Raw genomic sequence first — 23247 nt, forward strand, 5'->3', positions numbered from 1 at the left:
CAGGAAGATGTTGAGGCGGAAGTCGAAGCGGGAGACGTAGAAGGCGACCATCGAGGACAGCAGCAGGGTGAGCAGCACCGCGGGCACGGCGATGATCAGCGTGTTGCTGAAGTAGTGGAGCATGTCCGACTGCTCGAAGGCGTTGGTGAAGTTCTCGAACGTCAGCTTGTCGGGCCAGGACACGTAGCCCTTGTTGCTGGTCTCGGCATAGGGGCGCAGGGCGGCGAAGACGGCCCAGAGCAGGGGGGCCAGCCAGGCCAGTGCGGTGGCGGCCAGGAAGGTGTGCAGCAGGATCCGGGCCGGGCGGAGGGGGGTGCGCTGCTTGAGCGGCGCTGCGGTGGTGCTCATGCCTGCCGCTCCTTGCGGAAGGTCGCGATCAGGTAGGGGATGATCACGACGAGGGAGATGACCAGCAGGACCACGGCGATCGCGGAGCCGTAGCCGATCCGGCTGGACTCTCCGATGATGTTGTTGGTGATCAGGATGGACAGCAGTTCGGTGCCCTGGGCGCCCTTGTTGAAGACGAAGACCAGGTCGAAGGCGCGCAGGGCTTCGATGATGGTGACGACCAGGACGACGGTGTTGGTGGGGCGCAGGGTGGGGAAGATGACGTTCTTGAACGTCTGCCACTCGTTGGCCCCGTCCAGTGAGGACGCCTCGCGCAGGGAGGGGTCCACGCCCTTGAGGCCGGCGAGGTAGAGGATCATCATGTAGCCGGTGTGGCGCCAGGACGCGGCGATCAGCACGGCCCACAGGTTGAGCTTCGGGTCGCCGATCCAGTCGATGTAGTGGCCGGGCTTGTTGGCCCCGATGAGGCTGTTGATCAGGCCGGTGTCGGGGTTGTAGACCAGCTGCCACACGAACCCGGTCACCGCGAGGGAGACCACCACGGGCAGGAAGAACGCGGTCTGGTAGACGCGGGAGAAGCGGATCTTCTTGTCCAGCTGGACGGCCAGGAACAGGCCGAACGGGGTCGGGATCGCGATGAGCACCACGAACCAGATCACGTTGTGCTCAAGGGCCGGCCAGAACTGCGGGTTGTCCGTGAACAGCTGACGGAAGTTGTCCAGGCCGACCCACTTGATCGAGTCGAAGCCGATCCCGTCCCAGCTCGTGAACGCCAGCGCGATCGAGGCCAGCGCGGTCACCCACACCAGCAGCACATGCAACACGGTCGGCACGCCCGCCATGAAGGCGAGCGTGATGCGATCACGGCGGGTCAGCAGCCGCTTGTGACCCTGCGCCATGCGCTTGGACGGGGCAGGGCCCGAAGGCGGCACCACGGCCGCCTCCGGGCTCTGGGGAGAAGTTGTGTCGGTAGTCATTTAGCCGCTCAGCTCAGCTCAGGAGGACGCGAAGATCGTCTTCTTCTGGCGTTCGATCGAGGACAGCAGACTGTCGACGCCCTTGGGGTTCTGCAGGAACTTCTGCAGCGAGGGCTGCATCACCGTCGAGGTGAAGTCCGGACGCGAGTCACGGTCCATGAACTGCGTCAGGCTCTTCGCCCCCGAGATCATCTCGTACGCCTTCTTCTGCAGCGGCGAGTACGACGCCGTCGACGCCTTGCTGGAGGCCGCGACCACACTCGGGTCCGACTTGAGGTAGATCTCCTCCGCCGCCGGGGTGCCCAGGTACTCCAGCAGCTTGCTCACACCCGCCTTGTTCTTCGGCGACTTGGAGACCATGAACCCGTCGGTCGGCGCCTCGACGGTGTCCTGCCCGTAGGCGGGGTTGATCTCCGGGAAGGCGAAGAAGTCCAGGTCGTCCAGGTCCGCCTTGTTGCTGAACTGCTGCGCCACGAACGTGCCCAGCAGATACATGCCCGCCTTCTTCGACACCAGCGTCTGCGCCGCGTCCTGCCAGGTCCGGCCCATGAAACCGTCCTGGTGATACGGCAGCAGCTCCGCCCAGTGGTCGAAGACGGCCTTGACCTTCGCGTCGGTCCACGCGGCCTTGCCCGCCATCAGCTCGACATGGAAGTCATAGCCGTTCAGACGGAAGTTGATCTGGTCGAACGTACCCATCGCCGGCCACGCGTCCTTGTCACCGAACGCGATCGGGACCAGACCGTCCTTCTTCATCTGCTTGGACAGCGCGACCAGCTGGTCCCACGTGGTCGGCACCTGGTAGCCGTGCTGCTGGAAGACGCTCTTGCGGTAGAAGATCGCCCACGGGTACGTGTACAGCGGCACGAAGTAGTACTTGCCGTCCGCGCCCTTGGACAGCTTCTTCATCGCGTCCGGGAAGTTCCCCCCGATCTTCTCCCACACGTCGTCGATCGGGGAGGCCAGCCCCTTCTGCGCGAAGAACTGCATCCGGTACCCGGCGAACCAGTTGAACACGTCGTCCGGCGTGCCCTGCAGATACGAGTTGATCTGCTCCTGGAACGTGTTGTGGTCCTTGGTGTTCACGTCGACCGTGATCCCGGACTGCTTCTGGAAGGCCGCGTAGATCTCGGCAAACGCCTTCTTCGGCACCGCGTCCGACGCGTTCGACCCCAGGCTCACCGTCTTCGGGTCGCTGGAACTGCCACTGCTGCCACAGGCGGACAGCAACGGGATACCCGCCCCGAGAAGGGCGGCGCCGCCCACCCCCTTGAGCAGACCACGACGGCTGGGGGAAGGGAGAGAAGACGAGAGATCACGCATGGACGGCTCCTGACATGGCGGTCGTACCGCGGCTTCGGTACGGCGACCCGATGTGACGGTGGTGAGGAGGACTTCACCAACTGCTCAGAATCAAACGTGATCGCACAGAGGCGATCGCGATGCCTCGAAGATTGGGTGTTGGGCGGGGTCACTGTCAAGACCATGTGTCCGAATATCTGCAGAGGCGGGATGCGGCGAGAGGGTGCGCACGCACGGTTTCGCGGGGGGTTCCGGCGTCGGCGCCAACGGGTCGGGCCGTCCTGGTGCCCTGGGGCTGAGCAGGCATGATGCCCTTCCAGTCGGGCCGTGGGGGAAGCGGTTTCCGGGAGACTTCGGACATGGGGCGCTGAGGGCGTCCGTTCCGCACCCTTGACGCGTCCGCTGCGGGCGCCGTAGACATGACCGCGCGGTCAGACCGCGCGGTCACCCCGGCTGACCTGCGCCGAGGGGTAGATCCACGGGAGAGTTCATGACACCGGAAGCAGCGCGCGACCCGCAGGCGCCCGTGCCACGCAGTGCGGACGTCGCACGGCTGGCCGGGGTGTCGCGCAAGACGGTCTCCCGGGTGCTCAACGACGAGCCGTACGTCTCCGACGAGGCACGACGTCGTGTTCTCGCCGCCGCGGAGGAGCTCGGCTACCGCCTGAACCACGCGGCCCGGGCCCTGGCCTCCGGGCGCACCCGCTCCCTAGGTGTCGTCGCCCTCGGCACCGCCGGCTATGGAACCGCTTCCCTTCTGGTGCACATCGAGCACGCCGTGCGGGACTCCGGGTACGCGCTCCGCGTGATCAACACGCCCGACGGTGCCCCGGAGGGCATCGCCGACGCACTGGGGTCACTGCTCGAGCAGGGCGTGGACGGGGTCATCGTCTCCGAACCCTTCGTGAAGGGACAGGTACCGCTCCGCGTCGACGTCCCCGTCCTCTTCCTCGGCGCACCCCCTTCCTTCACCGGCTCCCGGACGCTGACGGCGAGCCTGGGCACCCGGGAGCTGGCACGGGCCGCCACCGAGCACCTGCTGGAGCTGGGGCACGAGACGGTCCACCATCTCGCCGGTCCCCGGAAGTGGTACGTCACCAAGGACCGGATCGAGGGCTGGCGGGACGCACTGGCCGCCCGGGGTGCGCACGAGCCGCCGCTGCTCAACGGCGACTGGTCGGCGGAGTCCGGATACACGGCCGGGCGTGAGCTGGCCTCGGACGCGTCGGTGACCGCGGTGTTCGCAGCGGGCGACGAGATGGCCATCGGTCTCGTCCATGCCCTGCGGGAGGCGGGCCGGCGGGTGCCGGAGGACATCAGTGTCGTCGGATTCGACGGCCAGCCCGTCTTCGCCTATGTCTCCCCGTCGCTGACCACCGTGCGTCAGCCCTTCGAGGCGGCGGCGCGGGAAGGCGTCAGGGTGCTCGTGCACGCCGTCGAGCACCCCGACGCCGAGCCGGCGTTCGCCTGCGAACCCCCGGTCGAACTCGTCGTCCGCGGCTCGAGCGCACCCCCACCGCCCGCCCGCCGCCGGCCCCCGCTGCGCACGACCTGAGCGTCCCTCGCCGACGGCCACGGCCTCCCCTGACCAGACCGTCGGACGGCCCGCCCGGCGAGGACTAAGGTCACCCGGAGATGCCGTGGACGAGCAAAGGGCGTGAGCACGTGCCGAGTTGGGACCGCAGACTGACGGCCGCCGGGGTGGGGGACCCCGCTCTGCGTGCGGACTACTCGACCGCCGCCCGGGTCTTCGCCCGCCGCATCCTCGCTCACTACGCGGCCGTACGCCTGCTGGTGGCCCCGGCGCTGCACCCGCACGTGGTCGCCTCCTACGCCTTCCTCGCCCGCACCGACGACCTCGCCGACCAAGGGCCCTTGGAGCAACGCCTGCCGCGCTGGCACGCCTGGGCCGAGCAGGTCACCGACGGCCTGAGCTCCGGCCACGCCGACGACCCGGTGCTCCGTGCCTTCCTGCACACCGTTGCCGTACGGCGGCTGCCCCACCACTGGGTGCACACCTACCTCAAGGCCACCACCGAGGAACTGCACTTCGCGGGCCACGCCACCGAGGCCGACTTCCAGCGGTACGTCGACCATCTCGCCCTGCCCGCGCTGATGCTGATCGAGGATCTCCAGTACGAGGGCGGCGGAGACGAGGTCTTCCGGTCCCGGTGCCGGTCCTTCGCCGAGGGCCTCCAGCGCCTGGACTTCCTGACCGACCTCACCGACGACCTGAAGGAAGGGCGCCTCTACCTCCCGCAGGAGGACCTGGACCGCCTGGGCGTCACCCGCGCCGACCTCGAACAGGGGCAGGACACCCCGGCCGTAAGGGAGTTGGTGGCCCTGACCTGTGACAGGACCAGGAAGTCCCTGACCGAATCGCGGGCCCTGGCGGATGCCACGGTGCCGGGGTTCCGGCCGTTGCAGCGCGCCTTGCTCGACCTCGCCGAGCATCAGCTCTCCCGCGTCGAGAGCGCCGGCGCCGCCGTCACCCGGCGAGCCGTGGGATACGGCGTCCGCGTGCCGCTCGCCGTCCTGTTCCGTGAGCGGCGCCGACTGTCGCGTCAGTCGCGTGAGTTGCCGAACAGCAGGCGGTAGCCGATCAGCAGGACCAGGGAGCCGGCGATCGCCGAGCCCCAGGTGTAGAGGTCGAAGAAGTGGTTCTCCACCGGGCGGTCCAGGAAGCGGGCGGAGAGCCAGCCGCCGACGAACGCGCCCGCGACGCCGATGAGAGTGGTGCCGATGAGGCCGCCCGGGTCGCGGCCGGGCAGCAGGATCTTGGCGATGGCTCCGGCGAGCAGGCCCAGGATGATCCAGCCGATGATGCCCACGTCGTAGTCCTCCGGTCGGGTCCGGGCCGGGCGGAGTCCGCCTGGCCCGATGCTTCAAGTTGCCTGTTTGCGCAAGCCTATGGACTGGTGCGGGGCGGCGGCGGGGTCCGCCGGGGACTGACGGCAAGTCGTCGACGTTCTTTCACGGACTTATTACATTGCGCAAGTGATGAACCGACAGTGAGCCTGCCGGGCCCCCGTCCGCGGCCCTTACACTGAGACAGCACACGTGCGTTCACCGTGACCGGGGCGGGGCAGGAGAGGACTGTGGCGACACTCGCAGGTGGCTTCGAGGACCCGTCCGCCGAGGTACTGACCGAGGCGGCCGAGGTGTTCGGGCTGCTCGCCTCCTCCGCCCGACTGCACATCATGTGGGCGCTGGCCCAGGGCGAGAGCGATGTCACCCACCTCGCCGACCGGGTGGGCGGCGCGCTGCCCGCGGTCAGCCAGCACCTGGCGAAGCTGAAACTCGCCGGTCTGGTCCGCTCCCGCCGCGAGGGCCGCAGGCAGGTCTACTACGTCGACGACCCCGACATCGTGACCGTGGTCCGCGTGATGGTCGGCCAGCTGACCGCCCGCACCGTCCCGGCCGCCCACAGCATCGCCTCACGCCGCTCTTAGTCCTCCTTCGGTACGAAGGAGGCCGGCCGGAAGAGGGGGACAGGCATGTCCGAGGGCCGGGTGTCCTGGCGTCGGCGCCTGCTGCCCGCGGTCGTCCTCGCCCTGGCCCTGTACGTCGTCGTACGACCCAGCCCAGTACGCCTCCTCCGTGCGCGCACGCGCCCGCCAGGCGGGGGTGAGTGCGCGGCTGGTGATGGCGATCCTCTGCAACGAGGCGTACGAGCCGCACGATCCGGCCCTGGAGCGGGCCTGACAGAGGTGCAGGCCCGACGCGGCCTTCGGTGTCGCGAACATGCGCCGCGCCACCTTCGACGAGGCCAAGAAGAGCCGGGACTTCGCGGACCGGAGCCGGCAGGACCTGCCCGACGACCGCGACCTCGCCATCGAGGCCGAGGCCTGGTACCTGCACGACCTGGCGGCCCAGCTGCACGCCGACTGGACCCGGGCGGGAAAGGCCCTGGGCGAGGGCTGAGATGTGTGCGGGGTTGCCACGTTCCTCCATGAGATGCCTCACCTGTGAAATCCCGCGGGCTCCGCGCTGGACGGGCCACGGATTTGTTAGATTGCGCAACTACGCAACCTAGGCCGAGTTCGCGCCCGGCCTGCCCGTACACCGTCGCCCACGCCCGGCCATCCACCCCTCGGCCCGGCCTGACGGGCCCGACCGTTTCGTGGGAGTGGTAGATGAGCGACCGGTGGGACGTCCCGGGCGGTCAGGCCACGCGCAGCCGCACCGACCAGGTGCCCGGACAGCGCGCGGGTGGATCCGGGGGAGCACACCGGCCCGGAGGCCGGGCCGCGGCCCGGGCGGCGACCCGTTCTCAGGGCGGCAAGGGGTCGCGCCGCCGCGCGCGCCCGGTGCGTCGCGGCAAGCGGATCCTGAGGATCGCCGGGCTGTGCCTGGCGGTCCTGGTGCTGGCCACCGCGGGAGCGGGCTGGTGGTTCTACCAGCACCTCAACGGCAACATCAACAGCGTCGCGCTCGACGGCAAGGGCGGCTCGGAGAAGGCCGACGCCTTCGGCCGCACCCCGATCAACATCCTCGTCATGGGCTCCGACGGCCGCACCAGCAAGGCGGACTGCAAGCTCGGCGGCGGCTGCTCCCGGACCGGTGTGCAGACCGGCAACGGCAACGCGGACGTACAGATGGTGGTGCACATATCCGCGGACCGCTCCAACGCCACCGTCATGAGCATCCCGCGCGACACCATGGTCAACGTCCCGGCCTGCAAGGACAGCGAGAGCGGTCAGTCGACCGCCGGCTACTACGGCCAGATCAACAGCGCCCTCCAGTACGGCCCCGCCTGCCAGGTGGCCACCATCCACCAGCTCACCGGCATCCCCATCGACCACTTCGTCAAGCTCGACTTCTCCGGTGTGGTGAAGATGTCCGACGCGGTCGGCGGAGTCTCGGTGTGTGTCAGCGACAACGTGTACGACACCTACTCGCACCTGAAGCTGTCCAAGGGCACCCACACCCTCAAGGGCCAGGCGGCCCTGGAGTTCGTCCGCTCCCGGCACGGATTCGGGGACGGCAGCGATCTCGGACGTACCGTCTCGCAGCACATCTTCCTCAGCGCGATGATCCGGAAGTTCAAGAGCGCGGGCACCCTCACCGACCCCACCGCGGTCTACGACCTCGCCGACGCCGCCACCAAGGCGCTGACCGTCGACGACGGCCTCGGCAGCGTCAAGAAGCTGATCTCGCTCGCGGACGACGTGAACAAGGTCCCCACCAAGCGGATGACCTTCACGACGATGCAGACCGCCCCCGACCCGACCGACAGCAACCGGGTGGTGGTCGGATCGGGCGCCAAGGACCTGTTCTCCAGCATCGTCGACGACCAGTCCCTGACCACCGGTTCCGGGAAGAAGTCGGCGGCGGCCGGCGCGAAGCCCTCGGCCTCGGCGGTGCCGGCCTCCCAGGTCGCCGTCACCGTGGAGAACGGCACCACGATCACCGGCAGGGCCTCCGAGGTGGCGAGCGCGCTCACGCAGCAGGGCTTCAGCTCGGCCACGACCACCGCCAACGCTCCCAGCCCCGCGTCGACCACGACGCTCACCTACGGCACCGGCCAGAAGGGGGCGGCGCAGACGGCCGCCAAGGCGCTCGGGCTGTCCGCCTCCCATCTCGAACAGGGTTCGGGCACCGGCGTGACCCTGGTGATCGGCGCGGACTGGCCGAGCGGCGCCACCTATCCGGGCGGCACTTCCTCGCACGCGCCCGCCGACACCAAGGCCGCGGTCTCCAACGCCCACGCCCAGACCGCCGACCAGGCCAAGACCTGCGCCAAGGTGAGCCCCTACAAGACGGTGGAGCTCAACGGGGTCCCGATGACACCGGCGCAGGCCTACGCGGCGGCGACCGGCAAGAAGGACTCCGACGAGTGACACCGGATCGCGGTCCGGGGTTGTACAGTTGCGCAAGCTGGCAACAATGAGCGTAGAGAAGGGACGTACGGAATGCTCCGCAACGGACTGGAACCCTGGCACCTGTTGGTCGTCGTCATCCTCTTCCTTCTGCTGTTCGGGTCCAAGAAGCTTCCGGACGCCGCACGCGGGCTGGGCAAGTCGATGCGCATCCTCAAGAGCGAGGCCAAGGCGATGAAGGAGGACGGCGCCGCGCAGTCCACCGCCGCCCCCGCCGAGGGCGCGTCCACGGCCGAGTCCACGCCGCAGGTCATCGAGTCCGCTCCCGGCGAGCCCGCCACGGCCCGGCTCACGGCGGAGGGCACCCCGGCCCACTGAGGTTCCGGACGGTCGGCGCCCCCCGGCCCAGGGGGCGGTGAACGCTGTCGGTGACGACAACTATGCTCCCGTCCATGAGTGAGGCAGGCGAAGGCCCGGGCAGACGAGTCGTCGACGGGCGCTTCGAGTTGGAGGCCCGCCTCGGCGGCGGCGGGATGGGCACGGTCTGGCGGGCCAGGGATCTGGCCCTGCACCGGATGGTCGCGGTCAAGGAGGTCCGCCCGCCCGACCCGGACCTCGCCGAGTACGACCCGGACGGCGCGCGCACCCTGCGGGAGCGGGTGCTGCGCGAGGCGCGCGCCCTCGCCCGGATCGACCATCCGAACGTCGTGACCATCCACCACATCGTCGACGGCGGCGAGGGCACCTACCCCTGGATCGTCATGGAACTGGTCACCGGCGGCTCGCTGGCCGACCGGCTGGCCCAGGGACCGATGCCACCTGCCGAAGCGGCCCGGATCGGCCGGGGCGTGCTGGCCGCGCTCACCGCCGCGCACGAGGCCGACATCCAGCACCGGGACGTCAAGCCCGCCAACGTGCTGCTGCGGCCCGACGGCCGCCCCCTCCTCACCGACTTCGGCATCGCCGCGATCCGTGAGACGACCAGTCTCACCGTCACCGGCTCCATCATCGGCACCCCCGACTTCATGGCGCCCGAGCGGATCTCGGGCCACGAGGGCGGTTCCGCCTCCGACCTGTGGTCGCTGGCGATGATGCTGTACGCCGCCGTGGAGGGCCACCACCCGCTGCGCCGGGGCAACACCCTGGCCACCCTCGCCGCCGTCCTCAACGACGACGTGCCGAAACCGGTCAGGGCCGGGGCCCTGGGAGACGTACTGATGAGCGTGCTCGTCCGCGATCCCGCGGCGCGGCCGTCGTCGGCCGCACTGGACCGGATGCTGGCCGGGATCGAGTCGGGGCACACCGTCCCGGCGGCCCCTTGGCACCAGCCCGCCCCCTACCCGCAGAACCCGCAGCAGCAGGCCGCTCCGCACCCGCCTGCCCCGACGTACACGGGGTCGGCGCCCTCGTACCCGGGGGCCTTTGCGGCCCCGACGACGCCCTACGGCGGTGCCGCACCCGGGAGTTCGACCGTCCCCACCGGGTTCGGGCCGCCGCCGGTCCACCCCGGACCCGGTCCGGTCATGCCCCAGCCGGTCACCTCACCCGTGCGGGCGGGCGGTGCGAGCCGCCCCGCGCCGAGGGTGCTGTTCGGTGCCGTGGGGGCCTCGCTCGCCGGTGCCATGGTCCTGATGTGGTGGCTGCTGCCGCTCGGGGACGACTCGGGCGGTTCGGGTGCCTCGGCGGACCCCGGATCCTCGGCCGTCGCCTCGGCCCGGCAGTCGACCGGCTCCCCGACCGCCGCCCCCGCCGGCCGGCAGTCCAGGGGCTCGGCCGCCACGAGCCTGCTCACCCCGGACGGCATCCGCACCGCAGTCGCGGCGATCGAGAAGGAGACCGGCCGGGACCGGTTCGGCGACTTCACCGCCTACGCCGACTTCGTGTCCGTCGAGGTCATGGTCAAGGGCAGCGACAGCAAGTACGACACCTACACCTACCGTGCCGGGCGGGGCGTGGAGAAGGGCATCATCAAGGGCAGCCTCGCCGGCGGCAACCAGCCCTTCCGGCTCGACGGCTTCGACTGGGACAAGGTGCCCGTGCTGCTCGCGGAGGCGCGCAAGAAGCTCAACGTCGACAACCCCGACAGCAGTTACGTGGTGGTGAGACCGCCCAACGACACCTTCGACACCCCGCTCGGCATGGCTGTCTACCTCAGCAACGAGTACAGCCAGGCCGGTTATCTGGAGGCGACCCCCCAGGGCAAGGTGACCCGGGTCATGCCTGCGGAGGACTGACCGGCGAGATCTGCGGCTGCGGCTCTGACGACTTCACGGCGTCCCCGTCCCCGTCCGAGTCCCCGTCTGCGTCCCCTTCCGCGCCGTCTCCGCCCCTGCCGTCCCCGCCGCCGGTCAGTCGCAGTGCCGCGAACGCCGCCGTGCCCGCGAGGACGCCGAAGGTCAGAGCCGCGGGCACGTTCGAGCCGAGACCCGAGAACAGGTGCACCGGGCCCCACACGGTGACGGTGTCGTCGGCCACCGTGCGCAGGAGCTCGCTCGCCAGCAGCCCGAGCAGGATGGCGCACACCGCGCCGACCGCCATCGCCGGGGCCGTGATCCGGGTGAGCAGCCCGGGCAGCAGCCGCAGCGACCACCACACCACGGCCAGCGTCAGCAGATCCGCGGCCCGGTAGAGCAGCCAGTCGCCGAGCGGGGCGGTCGACGGACCCGCCCAGCTCCCGAGCAGCAGCCACTCGCGCAGCAGATCGCCGGGCTCGGACAGCAGCCCCCGGCCGCTGAACGAGGTCTGGATCCAGCCCGCGACCGACACGTGGGAAAGGACTACCAGCGACAGTGCGACCACCGCGGTCCCCACGCTCGCGGCGACCCGCGCGGAGCGCGGCGGTACGGCCCGCCGGGGCAGTGGGGCCCCGCCCTTGACCGTGACGCGTGCCACGACCACCGTGAGCACGGCGGTCAACAGCCCCGCGAACACCGCGACCGGCCCGCTCGACGAGATCACCGACGCCAGCTGGGGCAGGATCCGGAAGCTCCCGTGCTCCCGGGAGGCGAGCAGCCAGGGCGCGGAGAGTGTCACGGCCAGCGTGCAGGCAACCGGGCCCCAGGCCCACAGCGCGAGCAGGAGGGCCGGTGTACGGCCCCGCGTCGGCGGCACCCTGCGGATCAGCAGCAGCGCACCGGCCACGAACACCCCGAAGACCGCCACGAACCGGATCTGCATCGCGGTCCTGTACAGGTCGGCGTACCGGGTGGCGCCGACCGCGCCGGGGTCCACGGAGGCCGTCGAGGCGTCGTACGACCAGGGGGCCAGCCAGCTCCGCAGCTCGTTGACGGAGTCGATGCCCAACACGCCAGTGCTGCCGCGCAGTTGGAGCGCCGCGGCGCTCGCACCTGCCCACCACATCAGCAGCGTGATGAGCAGTCCCCCGAACACCGCCGGTATCACCGCACGTCGATACGTCATGTGTTTGCCCCCGCCTCGGCCCCTGGTCATGGGTGCTTCGATCAGCCGAAGAGTAGGTCAAGGGGACCTTCGCCCGAACCGCAGGGTCGGCTCACTGCTCCGTTTGTCGACGACTCGGGCGGTGTCGGAAACGGTCCTCACCTCGTCGGCCGATGAAGACCGCGGTTCGGGGTACGGGCATGGTCGCCGGGCGCCCACACTGGAACGGACCCCGGCCACGCGCCGTCCAGAAGGAGCCCCCATGCGGTACCGCACACTCGGCAGCTCGGACCTGGAGGTCTCGGAGATCTCCCTCGGCTCGTGGCTCACCTACTCCGGCGGCGTCGAGGCCGACGCGACCCGCGCCTGCACCGAGGCGGCCTTCGATGCGGGCATCAACTTCTTCGACACGGCGAACGCGTACGGCAGGGGAGCGGCGGAGACGGCCTGGGGCGAGATCCTCTCGGCCCACCCACGTGACTCCTACGTCCTGGCCACCAAGGTCTACTTCCCGATGTCGGACGACCCGGCCGACCGGGGCCTGTCCGCACAGCAGATCGCGCGGCAGATCGACGCCTCCCTCACCCGCCTGAGGACCGACCACGTCGACCTGTACCAGGCACACCGCTTCGACACCACCGTGCCGATCGAGGACACCGTCGAGGCGTTCCAGAAGGTCGTCGCGCAGGGCAAGGCCCGCTACATCGGCTTCAGCGAGTGGACCCCCGAGCAGATCCAGGCGGCGATCGACCTCGCGGGGCCCGAGCTGTTCGTCTCCTCGCAACCGCAGTACTCGATGCTGTGGCAGGCGCCCGAGGCCGAGGTCTTCGACCTCTGCGCCGCGCACGGGATCTCCCAGATCGTGTGGTCCCCGCTCGCCCAAGGCGTCCTCACCGGCAAGTACAGGCCCGGGCAGCCGGTGCCCGAGGGCAGCCGGTTCGCCTCCGCGGACATGGCCGTCTCCCAGGACCTCGTCTACAGCGACGCCACCCTCGAAGCGGTCCAGCGCCTCGTCCCGATCGCCGAGGAGGCGGGCCTCGACCTGCCGACCCTGGCCCTCGCCTGGGTCCTGCGGCGCCGGGAACTCGCCTCCGCGATCACCGGCGCCTCCCGTCCGGAACAGGTCCACGCGAACGCGGCGGCGTCGGGGGTCGAGCTGACCGAGGACGTCCTCACCGCCGTCGACCGGGCCCTCGGCGACACCCCCGTCACTGAACCGACCCTGGCTCCGGGGGCGGAGGCGGGCATCAAGCGCCGGTGAGCGGGGTCCCGGGCGCCAGGCCGGTGAGAGGCCGCGCCCGCGGTGCCCACCGGTTCGACGGCGCGGGCCGCGCCCACGGTGCCCGCCGGCCCGACGGCGCCAGGGCCTGGACGAGCGGCCCGTCGCGAGAACCGACGGAGCGCCGAAAGTCCTCCGTGTGAGCGCGATGAGTTCGAGCCGGGCCCGCGGTCTGTCCAGGTGACCGATCACGCGGTGCCGTACGCCGCGCCCTGCCCGTGGCCGCCGTACGCACCCGTGCACCGCGCCCGACCCATGGAGGACTCATGACGACCGCCCCGGACGACGCCGGCGCGCCCCGGACCCCCGGCCGCCCGCCCGTGACCGACCTGGCCACCTGGCAGCGCGCCCGTGACGAACTGCTGGTCCGCGAGAAGGCCCACACGCGCGAGGGCGACGCCATCGCCGCGGCCCGCCGGAGACTGCCGATGGTGGAGTTCGACGGCGCGGTCGACGTCGTCGGGCCGGACGGACCGGTCCCGTTCCTGGACCTGTTCGAGGGCCGCGACGAGCTCGTCGTCTACAAGCACATGTGGTACGACGGCGCGCCGCACCAGGGCCAGTGCGAGGGCTGCACCACGACGGCGTGGCATCTCAAGGACGCCGTCTACCTCAACGCCCGCGGTGTCTCCTTCGCCGTCCTGACCTCGGGACCGGCGGACGAGGTGGCCGCGTACGTCGCGTTCATGGGCTACACGCAGCCCTGGTACTCGGTGCGTGACGTCGCTCCGCCGGTCGGCGGCGACATGGGCCGGCTCACCTGTTACCTCCGCGACGGCGACCGCACGTTCCTCACCTACTCCACGACGGGCCGGGGCAACGAGCGGGTCAACGGCTCCCTGGGCCTGCTGGACATGACGCCCTACGGTCGCGGCGAGGCGTGGGAGGACAAGCCGGAGGACTGGCCAGAGGGCCTCGCCGCGTGCTGGAGCTGGCGCGCGGACGCGGACGGAACACCGACCTGGGGCCCCACCAGCCGCCCGGTACCCCAGTGGACCCGCCCCGACGCCACCCCCGTGCACACCCTCGGCCGCCGGGGCCACCACCACTGAGGTCGTGAGGGGAGGCCGGCCGGGAAGGCATGTGCTCGCTCGACGCGGCCGCCTTCCGGCAGGCCCTGGAGACCGGCCCGGTGCGGGCCGGCGAGGACGGGGGACAGGCCCTCAGCGTGCTCGCGGCGCAGGACGACGGCACGGTGACCCTCCATGCCGACGCCGACGGTGACCCGGGCCGGGTGGCGGTCAACCGTGCCTTCCTGCTCGACGCCGTGGACGCACTGACCGCCGGACCCGACGACCGACTGGCCCGCCTCGACGACTGACCCGCCGGGGCTCGCGGCCGAGGGCGAGGTCGCCCGCCAGGTCTGTGAGAAGGGCACCCTGGGCCGACCCGCTGCGGCCTCCCCGGCTCGTGGCTGAACCGGAGAAGCCTGGCCGGGCGGCTCCCATGGGCTCACCGAACATCCGGCCTTCGCATCAAGTCCCCACCCAGGAGAGAGCTACTCCTGATTGACGCCCCGCCGCCCCCTGCCTACCGTCGCCCCAACACATCCGAACAGGCGGATCGACGATGACTGACACCACGGGGCACCCCGACAGCAGATCCACCGCCCGGCAGCTCCAGGTGGAGACGCACGGGCTGGACGTGATCGGCGACGCCGAACGCAAAGGCACCCCCCGCACCCTGTTCTGGCCGTGGTTCGGCGCCAACGTGTCCGTCCTGGGCCTGAGTTACGGCTCCTTCGCGCTCGGCTTCGGGATCTCCTTCTGGCAGGCACTCGTCGCCGGCGTGATCGGGATCGTCTTCTCGTTCCTGCTGTGCGGCTTCGTCGCGGTCGCCGGCAAGCGGGGTTCGGCCCCGACGATGGTGCTCAGCCGCGCCGCCTACGGAGTGCGCGGCAACCGGCTGCCGTCGGTCGTCTCCTGGGTGCTCACCGTCGGCTGGGAGACCGTGCTGTGCGCGCTCGCCACCCTGGCCACGGCGACCGTCTTCAGGGAGCTGGGCTGGGGCGGCGGCACCGGAACCCAGGTGCTCGCACTCATCGTGGTCGCCGGGCTCACCGTCGTCGGCGGGGTGATGGGCTTCGACCTGATCATGCGGCTCCAGACCGTGATCACCGTGGTCACGGGCGTCCTGACCGTCGTCTACGTCGGTCTCGTCGCCGACCACATCCACTGGAGCACCGTCAGCGCCCTCCCCACGGGCTCCGCGCAGGAGTTCATCGGCGCACTGGTCTTCATGATGACCGGCTTCGGCCTCGGCTGGGTCAACGCCGCCGCCGACTACTCCCGCTATCTGCCCCGCACCTCGTCGAGCCGGGGCGTGATCGGCTGGACCACCTTCGGCGCCTCCGTGGCCCCCCTGCTCCTGCTGGTCTTCGGACTGCTCCTGGCCGGCTCCTCCACCAAGCTCAGCGCCGCCGTCGCCGCCGACCCGATCGGCGCCCTGACCACCCTCCTGCCCACCTGGTTCCTGGTGCCCTTCGCCGTCGTCGCCGTCCTCGGCCTGGTCGGCGGCGCGGTCCTCGACATCTACTCCTCCGGCCTCGCCCTGCTGTCCGCGGGCCTGCGGATCCCGCGACCGCTGGCCGCGCTCGTCGACGGCGTCCTGATGATCGCCGGCTCCGTGTACATCGTGTTCTTCGCCGACGACTTCCTCGGTCAGTTCATGGGCTTCCTCACCACCCTCGGCGTCCCCATCGCCGCGTGGTGCGGGATCATGCTCGCCGACCTCGCGCTGCGCCGCCGCGACTACGACGAGGCCGACCTGTACCGCCCCGGCGGCCGTTACGGCGACGTGCCGCCCGTTCCTCTGCTCCTCACGGTCCTCGCCACCGTCCTCGGCTGGGGCCTGGTCACCAACTCGGCCGCCGGCTGGCTGGACTGGCAGGGCTATCTCCTCGGCTCCCTCGGCCTGGGCGGCAAGTCCGGCGCGTGGGCCTACGCCAACCTCGGCGTCCTGGCCGCGCTCGCGACCGGTTTCCTCGGCACCCTGACCCTCGGCCGCGGCCGGGTCCGCGCCCAGGAGGAGGCCGTATGACGAGGGAAAACCGTACGGCGGGGGAGGCCCTGTGACGACGGGGCGGCTCGTCGTCATCGACATGCAGCGTGTCTTCGCCGAGCCCGACAGCCCTTGGGCCGCCCCGCGCTACGCCGAGGCGGCGGCAGGTGTACGGCTGCTGCTGCCGGCCTTCGCCGACCGGGTCACCTTCACCCGCTTCGTCGCCCCCGCGGAGCCCACCGGCGCCTGGCGGGCCTACTACGCGCGGTGGCCCTTCGCCCTCCAGCCCCCGGACGCCCCGCTGTGGCGGCTCACCGACGACTTCGCCGACCGGGCGCCGCACGTCCTGGACGCCACCACCTTCGGCAAATGGACCCCCGAACTCGCCGCCCGGGTCGCCCCCGAGGGCCGGCTGGTCCTGGCCGGGGTCAGCACCGACTGCTGTGTCCTGTCCACGGCCCTGGCCGCCGCCGACGCCGGGGTCGAGACATGGGTGGTGTCCGACGCGTGCGCCGGCGTGGACGACGACTCGCACCGCACGGCGCTCGACGTGATGGGGACGTACGGCCCGCTCGTCCGGATCGTCACGGTGGACGAAGTCCTCGCGTCCTGAAGCCGTCGCCCGCTGCCGCCGGTCGCCCCCGGTGGGCAACGTGCCGATTCCCTGACCTCTCGTACGCATGCTCTCGGCCCGCTCGGGTACGCGAGCAGGACCGCGCCCCGGGCGATCATGTCCGCGGGCGGGCCTGCACGACAGCCGCTACCAGGGGATCTGCCATGGACACACCCGCCAATGACCACACCGCAACACCGGCCCAGCGGGCGCTGGACGCGCTGACCCAGAACACCGAGGACACGACGGCGCTGGACACGCTCGCCACCAGCGAGGTGCTCATCCCGGTGCCGGACGACGCCGCCGACGAGGACACCACCGTGGCGCTGCCCGTGCTGGAGCAGCAGGACGGAGCTCCCGTGGTGCCCGTGTTCACCTCCGAGACGGAGATGGCCGAACTGCTGCCGTTCGTCTCCCGCTACCGCCTGGTGCCGCTCGGCGCGCTCGCCGCGCAGTGGCCTGACGGCGACCTGTCGCTCTCCATCGACGCCAGCTCCACGCATCCGCTCACGCTCACCTCCGAGGGTGTGCGCACGCTGCTGGCGCGACCGCAGGGCTGACCACGCGGTGGGGCCCGGCCACCACATACGACGGAGGGGGAGCGGCCGGGCCCGCAGTAGGTGCGGACCTGCTCCCGCCACCGCACCCCGGTTCTCGCCCGCGAGTCGGAGGATGAGCGGCGCCGACCCTGCTCATCCCCGGCGCCGTGCGATCGCCGTGCCCCGACCATAGGACCGATCCGAGAGGCCGTCGCGCCGGAATACGTGGCGCGTGTCCGCAAAACGCGGCGGATCGGCGGGCGCGAGGGCTCACACGGATCGCAGTGTCTGCGAGGGAGACTCCCCGAAGCGCTCCCGGTACCGGCGCGCGAACCGTCCCAGATGCACGAACCCCCACGCATGGGCCACGTCCGTCACGGTCGTCGTCCCCGGTGCCGCCGCCTGCAACTGCCGGTGCACCCGCTGGAGCCGCACCTCGTGGACGTAGGCCATCGGCGACATGCCGACATACGTGCGGAAAGCTTCCTGGAGGGTGCGCAGACTGACCTGGCCGATGGCTGCGAGCCGGTTGGCGTCGTACGGCTCGGCGGGCAGTTCCTGGACGGCGTCCATGACCCGCTTCACGGACGCCGGCCGCATCGGCGGGGGAGGGGCCTCCAGCGCCTCGCGGAAGGTGTGGTCCGTGGCGAACAGCATCCCCTCCAGGAGGGTCTGCTCGAGACGGCCACGGATCATGGGACGGGTCAGCAGTCCGTGCGCCACGTCCCGCTCCAGCAGGTTCCACATCGCGAGCCGCACCCAGCTCAGCCCCGCCCCGCAGGAGACGTCCAGGTACGGGCCGAAGCGCGGCGGACGGCTCACCGAGCGGCCCAGGAGCACCTCCAGCTGCCGTTGCACGGCCACCTTGTCGATCTTCACGGTGAAGGCCTGGCAGTCGGCGGACCAGGTGTCGATGCGGATGCCCCGTTCCGGATCGAAGACCAGGGCCCGCCCCGGGGTCGAGATCTCCGCCCTGCCGCGCCCCTCCTGGATGCTGAAGCAGCCGCTGAAGGGCACGGCGACGTGGTAGACGCCCGGTTCGCCGAAGCTCATCCGCATCTCGGTGCCGAACCGCACGTCTCCCACGGTGAGCGCGCCGAGCTCCACGACGTCGAGCCGGGTGGCGAACCGCGCGGCCGGTCCGGCGACGTCGAGCCGCAGGTCGTAGTAGTGGGCGGCGATCGCGTCGTGCGCCTCCTCCAGGGAGGTCGTCGCGTAGCTGCTGAACTCGGCGGTGCGCTCCTCGTCCCCGGCCAAGGCGTCGTCAGCCCCTTCCCCGCTCGGCGTCTGCTGTTCAGCATGACCCCGGGGGCGATACCTCATGCCGGGCGGGAGGGGGCCGGGTTTCACAGCGCCTGACGCGGGAGCGGGCGGTCCTGCCTGCGCCGGGTGCCGGACCCCGCTCCTCCTGGTCTGCTGCCGGGGCCTAGTCGGCCAGCGTGCGGGCGAGCACCTCGCGTTGCAGGGGGAGTACCTCCGAGTGCAACTCACGGCCCTTGCGGGTGAGGGAGACCCACACGCCCCGCCGGTCCTCCACGCACACCGACCGCTCCACCAGGCCGTCCTTCTCCAGGCGGCCGATCAGCCGGGACAGCGCGCTCTGGCTCAGGTGCACCCGGCCGACGAGGTTCTGCACCCGGCACTGGTCGCCCTCCCGGGGCGACTCGGTGGCGAGGATGTCGAGCACCTCGAAGTCGCTCGCGCCCAGCCCGTGCGGGTGCAGCACGCGGTCGATCTCGCAGATCGTGCGCGCGTGCACCGACAGGATGTCCCGCCACCGCTCCTCAAGACCGGTCCCGGCCGTGTTCACCGCCATAAGTGAACGGTAACACCGAACCGACCATTCGTTGAGTATGCAACTAGTGCATGCGCAAGAGAGTTCAGGCCTGGGGGTCCTGGGTGATCCCCACCAGGTTGCCGTCCGCGTCCTTGACGAAGGCGATCAGCTTGCCGCCACCGACGTCCTGGACGTCCTGAAGGGTCTCGGCGCCTGCCGCCACCAGCGCCGCGAGCGTGGCCCGGATGTCGTCGACGTGCCAGTAGGGGACCGGCCCGGTCATGCCGCGCGCGTGCCCGTTCGGGTCGAGGCCGACGTCCTGTCCCGCGTCCTTGAAGCCGACGTAGTACGGTTCGTCCGCGTAGGGCTCCACCCCCAGCAGCGCGCCGAACAGTGCCTTCGCGGCGGCGAGGTCCTTGACGGGGTAGATGATCGTCTTCAGGCCGGCGGTCATGGTGTGCTCCTCCGTGAGGTGTTCCCGACGTTTTCCGTCGGTGGTCTCACGCTAGGCCGGGGAAGCGGGGACCGCTTCTCCGATCCTGACCGGTCGGGGGCACCGCGCTTCACCGGCATCGGCGATCCGCTGCGACCGTGCGGAGCGGATGGTCCCCCTGCACCGGATCCCGTGCCTGCGGCCCCGCCGCACCGGATCCCGTGCCTGCGATGCCTTGCGGCCGATCCTGGCCCCGGAAGTGGTGGAGATCCCGCCCCACACGGTCCCCGCCGCCGCAGGCGTCACGTCGATTCCCGTAGCACCAGTTCCGTCGGAAGGATCACCGCCGCCGGGTCCTCGCCCCCGAGCTGGGCCAGCAGGACGCGGACCATCTCGGCGCTGATGCGGTCGTAGGGCTGGCGGATCGTGGTGAGGGCGGGGGTGGCCTCGGTCGCCGCGTTGGAGTCGTCGAAGCCGCCCACCGACACGTCCTCCGGCACCCGGCGGCCCGCGCGGCGCAGTGCGGTCAGGGCGCCCAGGGCCATGAGGTCGGAAGCGACGAACACGGCGTCCATGTCCGGCGCCCGGGCCAGCAGCGACTCGGTGGCCGCCTCCCCACTGCCCCGGCTGTAGTCGCCGGAGATCACGAGCCGCTCGTCGATCCCGATGCCCGCCTCCGCGAGCACCTCCTTGTACCCGGCGAGGCGGTCGACCCCGCCCGGCGAGTCCGGCGGGCCCGTCACGATGCCGATCCGGCGCCGGCCCCGCGACAGCAGATGGCGCACCATGTCACGGGCGCCGTCCCGGTCGTCGGCGGCCACGTAACTCACCTTGGAGCCGGACCTCATGGGCTTGCCGCACTGGACGACGGGCACGCCCGCCTTGTGCAGCTCCTCGGCCACCGGGTCGGCGGAATGGCTGGTCACCAGGAGCACCCCGTCGAGGTGGCCGGCCGTGATGAACCGCTTGATCCGGCGCCGCTCGTCCTCGGTGCCCGCCAGCATCAGCAGCAGCGGGATGTCGTGCGCGGCGAGCGCCTGGGTGCAGCCGCGCAGCAGGACGTTGAAGTTGGGGTCCTCGAAGAACCGCTCCTGGGGCTCGGTGAGGAGGAAGCCGACCGAGTCGGAGCGTCCGGTGATCAGTGAGCGGGCGTGCCGGTTGACGACGTAACCCGTCTTGCGGATCGCGGAGTTGACCGCCTCCTGCGCGGCGGGGGAGACGTAGTGTCCGCCGTTGAGCACCCGCGAGACGGTGCCCCGCGAGACCCCCGCCTCGCGTGCCACGTCGTGGATCGTCGGCGGTCTGCGCCGGCCCCCCGCATTGTTCATGGTCACGACTCTAAGCCCCGTGCGGGCGGCACGGGGGTGCGTGACCGACGGGCCGCCTCGGGCAGAGGGCGCACGGACTGGGATCGTGCACAGAATTGTTCGAGGGCGAGCACTTGGCAAGGTTTGCCTGTGTGCGGTTATCTTGGGCCGCAGGCGTCCAGAGCTGTGTGTGCACGTTCCCAACCAATCGACCCGGGAGAGACCCATGCCGGAGACCACACCCAGGGGCCTCAGCAGGCTCGCCTACGGCGGGGACTACAACCCCGAGCAGTGGCCGGAGAGTGTCTGGGACGAGGACGTCCGGCTGATGCGGGAGGCCGGGGTCACCATGGTCAGCGTCGGGATCTTCTCCTGGGCGCTCCTGGAGCCCGAGCCCGGCGGGTACGACTTCGGCTGGCTGGACCGGGTCATGGACCTGCTCCACGAGAACGGCATCCGCGTCGACCTCGGCACTCCCACGGTCGCCCCGCCCAAGTGGTTCTACCGCGCCCACCCGGACGCGCTGCCCGTCACCGCCGACGGCACCCGTCTCGCCTTCGGCTCCCGCGGCGCCATCTGCCACAGCAACGGCGCCTACCGCGCGGCCGCCGCCGGCATCACCACCCGGCTCGCCGAGCGCTACGCCGACCATCCGGGCCTCGCGATGTGGCACGTGCACAACGAGTACGGCGTCCCCGTCTCCGCCTGCTGGTGCGACTCCTGCGCCGACCACTTCCGCCGCTGGCTGGAGACGAGGTACGGCGGGGTCGACGGCGTCAACGAGGCCTGGGGAACCGCCTTCTGGGGCCAGCACTACACGAGCCTGGAACAGATCGACCCGCCCCGCACCGCCGCCACCGTCGGCAACCCGGGCCAGGCCCTGGACTACAGACGGTTCGCCGACGCCACCATGCGCGAGAACTTCTGCACCGAACGGGACATCCTGCACCGCCTCTCCCCGGGCATCCCGGTCACCACCAACTTCATGACGGCGCTCAGCCAGTGCGACTCCGTCGACTACTGGGCGTGGGGCCGCGAGGTCGACATCGTCACCAACGACCACTACCTCATCACCGACGGCCGCCGCACCCACGTCAACCTCGCCATGGCGGCGGACCTCACCCGCTCCGTCGCAGGCGGCGCCCCCTGGATCCTGCTGGAGCACTCCACCTCCGGCGTCAACTGGCAGTCCCGCAACCCCGCCAAGGCACCCGGTCAGATGGCCCGCAACTCCCTCGCGCACGTGGCCCGCGGCTCCGAGGGCGCCATGTTCTTCCAGTGGCGGCAGTCCAGGCGCGGCGCCGAGAAGTTCCACTCGGCGATGGTCCCGCACGGCGGCACCGACACCCGCGTGTGGCGCGAGGTCGTCGAACTGGGCGCCGCCCTCGACTCGTTGAGCGCGGTCCGCGGCACCCGCACGCGGGCCGACGTGGCGGTCCTGTGGGACTGGCACTCCTGGTGGGCGCAGAACCTCGACTGGCGGCCGAGCGTCGACCACGACGCCCGCGAGCGCGCCGACGCCTTCTACGAGGCACTCTACGACCGCCACCTCACGGTCGACTTCGCCCACCCGGAGGCCGACTTGTCGGCTTATCCCCTTGTCGTCGTACCGGCGCTGTACCTGATGACCAGGAAGGCCGGGCGTAACCTCACGCGCTACGTCGAGAACGGCGGCACCCTCGTCGTGTCGTACTTCTCCGGCATCGTCGACGAGCACGACGCCGTCCACGAGGGTGCCTGTCCCGGCGCGCTCCGTGACGTCCTCGGGCTCACCGTCGAGGAGTTCTCGCCGCTGCTCCCGGAGCAGCGGGTCCGGGTCACCGGCCCCGACGGCTCCGAGCTCACCGGTGACGTGTGGACCGAGTTCGTGGTGCCGCGCGGCGCCGAGACCGTGTGGACGTACGCGGACGGTCTGACCGCGGGCCACCCCGCCGTCACCCGGCACCGCCACGGCCGGGGCACCGCCTGGTACGTCTCGACCCGTCTGACCGCCCAGGGTCTCGACGCACTCCTCGGCCGGTCCGCCGAGGACGCCGGGCTCCCCTCGCGCGCCGACCTGCCCCACGACGTCGAGGTCGTCCGGCGCGACGGTGCGTCCGGTCCCTACGTCTTCGTGGTCAACCACACGGCGACCGAGGCCAAGGTGCCCCTGGGCGGGGCGGGCACCGAGCTGCTGACCGGTGAGCGCGCCGCGGGCCGCCTCGCGGTTCCGGCCGGTGCCGTCAGGGTCGTACGCCTCGACGCCTGAGCCCGTCCGGCCACGTGCCCCGCCGACTCCCCTCCGCCCGCGAGACCGCGAGCCGCGGGCGGAGGGGGCCTCGTCCCCCGTCCCTCCCCGGTCAGCGGCCGTACAAGCCGAACAGCCCCTTGTCGCAGCGGAGTTCGATATCGGACAAGCTCCGCGACCCCGGGACAGGGCCGCCGCCGCTGCGGGACAGTGGTGAGACGCAG

General features: G+C 71.1%; 22 protein-coding genes and 1 pseudogene. 14 read left to right on the forward strand and 9 right to left on the reverse strand.

Annotation, left to right across the window (positions count from 1 at the left end; translation table 11 throughout):
* The 3 genes and pseudogenes from H295_RS0126760 to H295_RS0126770 all read right to left on the reverse strand — a co-directional run.
* Positions 1 to 348, reverse strand: a pseudogene (locus H295_RS0126760) (carbohydrate ABC transporter permease); the annotation flags it as partial.
* Positions 345 to 1325, reverse strand: a complete 981-nt coding sequence (locus H295_RS0126765) for a carbohydrate ABC transporter permease (protein WP_028809781.1) — start codon at positions 1323 to 1325, stop codon at positions 345 to 347. The pseudogene H295_RS0126760 and the gene H295_RS0126765, both read right to left, overlap by 4 nt.
* Positions 1326 to 1343: 18 nt before the next feature.
* Entirely contained in the window at positions 1344 to 2648 is a 1305-nt protein-coding gene (locus H295_RS0126770) for an ABC transporter substrate-binding protein (protein WP_028809782.1), read from the reverse strand.
* A 469-nt stretch (positions 2649 to 3117) separates the two neighbouring features.
* Between H295_RS0126770 and H295_RS0126775 the strand changes: the two genes are divergently transcribed.
* Complete coding sequence (locus tag H295_RS0126775; RefSeq protein ID WP_020138434.1) at positions 3118 to 4182, forward strand: LacI family DNA-binding transcriptional regulator; 1065 nt, start codon at positions 3118 to 3120, stop codon at positions 4180 to 4182.
* Between the two features lie 80 nt (positions 4183 to 4262).
* Positions 4263 to 5225, forward strand: a complete 963-nt coding sequence (locus tag H295_RS0126780; protein WP_078616756.1) for a squalene/phytoene synthase family protein — start codon at positions 4263 to 4265, stop codon at positions 5223 to 5225.
* Here H295_RS0126780 and H295_RS0126785 read toward each other — a convergent pair.
* Positions 5192 to 5458, reverse strand: a complete 267-nt coding sequence (locus tag H295_RS0126785; protein ID WP_020138436.1) for a GlsB/YeaQ/YmgE family stress response membrane protein — start codon at positions 5456 to 5458, stop codon at positions 5192 to 5194. The genes H295_RS0126780 and H295_RS0126785 overlap by 34 nt on opposite strands.
* Before the next feature lie 267 nt (positions 5459 to 5725).
* On the opposite strand from H295_RS0126785, the gene H295_RS0126790 reads away from it, so the two are divergent.
* The 5 genes from H295_RS0126790 (at position 5726) to H295_RS0126810 (ending at position 10683) form a co-directional block, all read left to right on the forward strand.
* Positions 5726 to 6079 carry an ArsR/SmtB family transcription factor gene (locus H295_RS0126790; protein ID WP_020138437.1) on the forward strand — a complete coding sequence of 118 codons (354 nt, stop codon included), beginning with the start codon at positions 5726 to 5728 and terminating at the stop codon, positions 6077 to 6079.
* 292 nt (positions 6080 to 6371) lie between these two features.
* On the forward strand, positions 6372 to 6551 hold the full coding sequence (locus H295_RS48595) for a hypothetical protein (RefSeq protein ID WP_020138438.1): 180 nt from the start codon (positions 6372 to 6374) through the stop codon (positions 6549 to 6551).
* Between the two features lie 212 nt (positions 6552 to 6763).
* The gene (locus H295_RS0126800) at positions 6764 to 8470 is read left to right on the forward strand and encodes an LCP family protein (RefSeq protein WP_020138439.1); all 1707 of its coding nucleotides are present in this window, start codon (positions 6764 to 6766) and stop codon (positions 8468 to 8470) included.
* A gap of 72 nt (positions 8471 to 8542) precedes the next feature.
* Positions 8543 to 8827 (forward strand): Sec-independent protein translocase subunit TatA, encoded by a 285-nt coding sequence (gene tatA, locus H295_RS0126805; protein WP_020138440.1) that lies wholly within the window; start codon positions 8543 to 8545, stop codon positions 8825 to 8827.
* 74 nt (positions 8828 to 8901) lie between these two features.
* On the forward strand, positions 8902 to 10683 hold the full coding sequence (locus H295_RS0126810; protein WP_028809785.1) for a serine/threonine-protein kinase: 1782 nt from the start codon (positions 8902 to 8904) through the stop codon (positions 10681 to 10683).
* On the opposite strand, the gene H295_RS0126815 is transcribed toward H295_RS0126810, so the two are convergent.
* Positions 10664 to 11869: a hypothetical protein gene (locus H295_RS0126815; RefSeq protein ID WP_234021690.1), complete on the reverse strand. Its 1206-nt coding sequence runs from the start codon at positions 11867 to 11869 to the stop codon at positions 10664 to 10666. The two genes, H295_RS0126810 and H295_RS0126815, sit on opposite strands and share 20 nt — an antisense overlap.
* A 241-nt stretch (positions 11870 to 12110) precedes the next feature.
* Here H295_RS0126815 and H295_RS0126820 point away from each other — a divergent pair, with 241 nt between their 5' ends.
* The 6 genes from H295_RS0126820 (at position 12111) to H295_RS0126845 (ending at position 17300) form a co-directional block, all read left to right on the forward strand.
* Complete coding sequence (locus tag H295_RS0126820; RefSeq protein WP_020138443.1) at positions 12111 to 13109, forward strand: aldo/keto reductase family protein; 999 nt, start codon at positions 12111 to 12113, stop codon at positions 13107 to 13109.
* 284 nt (positions 13110 to 13393) lie between these two features.
* Positions 13394 to 14179, forward strand: a complete 786-nt coding sequence (locus H295_RS0126825; RefSeq protein ID WP_020138444.1) for a DUF899 family protein — start codon at positions 13394 to 13396, stop codon at positions 14177 to 14179.
* Between the two features lie 29 nt (positions 14180 to 14208).
* Positions 14209 to 14448: a hypothetical protein gene (locus H295_RS0126830; protein WP_020138445.1), complete on the forward strand. Its 240-nt coding sequence runs from the start codon at positions 14209 to 14211 to the stop codon at positions 14446 to 14448.
* Between the two features lie 248 nt (positions 14449 to 14696).
* Positions 14697 to 16166: a purine-cytosine permease family protein gene (locus H295_RS0126835; RefSeq protein WP_020138446.1), complete on the forward strand. Its 1470-nt coding sequence runs from the start codon at positions 14697 to 14699 to the stop codon at positions 16164 to 16166.
* 31 nt (positions 16167 to 16197) lie between these two features.
* Positions 16198 to 16740: a cysteine hydrolase family protein gene (locus H295_RS0126840; protein ID WP_020138447.1), complete on the forward strand. Its 543-nt coding sequence runs from the start codon at positions 16198 to 16200 to the stop codon at positions 16738 to 16740.
* 164 nt (positions 16741 to 16904) lie between these two features.
* The gene (locus H295_RS0126845; RefSeq protein WP_020138448.1) at positions 16905 to 17300 is read left to right on the forward strand and encodes an SseB family protein; all 396 of its coding nucleotides are present in this window, start codon (positions 16905 to 16907) and stop codon (positions 17298 to 17300) included.
* Between the two features lie 249 nt (positions 17301 to 17549).
* Here the strand turns inward: H295_RS0126845 and H295_RS0126850 are convergent, their stop codons facing one another.
* From H295_RS0126850 to H295_RS0126865, 4 genes are all read right to left on the reverse strand, one after another.
* Positions 17550 to 18536 carry an AraC family transcriptional regulator gene (locus tag H295_RS0126850; RefSeq protein WP_020138449.1) on the reverse strand — a complete coding sequence of 329 codons (987 nt, stop codon included), beginning with the start codon at positions 18534 to 18536 and terminating at the stop codon, positions 17550 to 17552.
* A 169-nt stretch (positions 18537 to 18705) separates the two neighbouring features.
* Positions 18706 to 19095, reverse strand: coding sequence for a MarR family winged helix-turn-helix transcriptional regulator (locus H295_RS0126855; RefSeq protein ID WP_020138450.1), 390 nt, complete (start codon positions 19093 to 19095; stop codon positions 18706 to 18708).
* Between the two features lie 64 nt (positions 19096 to 19159).
* Positions 19160 to 19510, reverse strand: a complete 351-nt coding sequence (locus H295_RS0126860) for a VOC family protein (RefSeq protein WP_020138451.1) — start codon at positions 19508 to 19510, stop codon at positions 19160 to 19162.
* A gap of 281 nt (positions 19511 to 19791) precedes the next feature.
* Positions 19792 to 20823 carry a LacI family DNA-binding transcriptional regulator gene (locus H295_RS0126865; protein WP_028809786.1) on the reverse strand — a complete coding sequence of 344 codons (1032 nt, stop codon included), beginning with the start codon at positions 20821 to 20823 and terminating at the stop codon, positions 19792 to 19794.
* A 199-nt stretch (positions 20824 to 21022) separates the two neighbouring features.
* Here H295_RS0126865 and H295_RS0126870 point away from each other — a divergent pair, with 199 nt between their 5' ends.
* Positions 21023 to 23044, forward strand: a complete 2022-nt coding sequence (locus H295_RS0126870) for a beta-galactosidase (protein ID WP_020138453.1) — start codon at positions 21023 to 21025, stop codon at positions 23042 to 23044.
* Positions 23045 to 23247 lie beyond the last annotated feature (203 nt).

This window comes from Streptomyces sp. 351MFTsu5.1 (genome assembly GCF_000383655.1).
In the GTDB taxonomy this organism is placed as follows: Bacteria; Actinomycetota; Actinomycetes; order Streptomycetales; family Streptomycetaceae; genus Streptomyces; species Streptomyces griseorubiginosus.

Excerpts from the sequence above, each read along its gene's own strand:
- H295_RS0126765 (WP_028809781.1), bottom strand. The coding sequence starts at position 1,325 with ATGACTACCGACACAACTTCTCCCCAGAGCCCGGAGGCGGCCGTGGTG.
- H295_RS0126770 (WP_028809782.1), bottom strand. The coding sequence starts at position 2,648 with ATGCGTGATCTCTCGTCTTCTCTCCCTTCCCCCAGCCGTCGTGGTCTG.
- H295_RS0126775 (WP_020138434.1), top strand. The coding sequence starts at position 3,118 with ATGACACCGGAAGCAGCGCGCGACCCGCAGGCGCCCGTGCCACGCAGT.
- H295_RS0126780 (WP_078616756.1), top strand. The coding sequence starts at position 4,263 with ATGCCGTGGACGAGCAAAGGGCGTGAGCACGTGCCGAGTTGGGACCGC.
- H295_RS48595 (WP_020138438.1), top strand. The coding sequence starts at position 6,372 with ATGCGCCGCGCCACCTTCGACGAGGCCAAGAAGAGCCGGGACTTCGCG.
- H295_RS0126800 (WP_020138439.1), top strand. The coding sequence starts at position 6,764 with ATGAGCGACCGGTGGGACGTCCCGGGCGGTCAGGCCACGCGCAGCCGC.
- tatA (WP_020138440.1), top strand. The coding sequence starts at position 8,543 with ATGCTCCGCAACGGACTGGAACCCTGGCACCTGTTGGTCGTCGTCATC.
- H295_RS0126810 (WP_028809785.1), top strand. The coding sequence starts at position 8,902 with ATGAGTGAGGCAGGCGAAGGCCCGGGCAGACGAGTCGTCGACGGGCGC.
- H295_RS0126815 (WP_234021690.1), bottom strand. The coding sequence starts at position 11,869 with ATGACGTATCGACGTGCGGTGATACCGGCGGTGTTCGGGGGACTGCTC.
- H295_RS0126820 (WP_020138443.1), top strand. The coding sequence starts at position 12,111 with ATGCGGTACCGCACACTCGGCAGCTCGGACCTGGAGGTCTCGGAGATC.
- H295_RS0126825 (WP_020138444.1), top strand. The coding sequence starts at position 13,394 with ATGACGACCGCCCCGGACGACGCCGGCGCGCCCCGGACCCCCGGCCGC.
- H295_RS0126830 (WP_020138445.1), top strand. The coding sequence starts at position 14,209 with ATGTGCTCGCTCGACGCGGCCGCCTTCCGGCAGGCCCTGGAGACCGGC.
- H295_RS0126835 (WP_020138446.1), top strand. The coding sequence starts at position 14,697 with ATGACTGACACCACGGGGCACCCCGACAGCAGATCCACCGCCCGGCAG.
- H295_RS0126845 (WP_020138448.1), top strand. The coding sequence starts at position 16,905 with ATGGACACACCCGCCAATGACCACACCGCAACACCGGCCCAGCGGGCG.
- H295_RS0126855 (WP_020138450.1), bottom strand. The coding sequence starts at position 19,095 with ATGGCGGTGAACACGGCCGGGACCGGTCTTGAGGAGCGGTGGCGGGAC.
- H295_RS0126860 (WP_020138451.1), bottom strand. The coding sequence starts at position 19,510 with ATGACCGCCGGCCTGAAGACGATCATCTACCCCGTCAAGGACCTCGCC.
- H295_RS0126870 (WP_020138453.1), top strand. The coding sequence starts at position 21,023 with ATGCCGGAGACCACACCCAGGGGCCTCAGCAGGCTCGCCTACGGCGGG.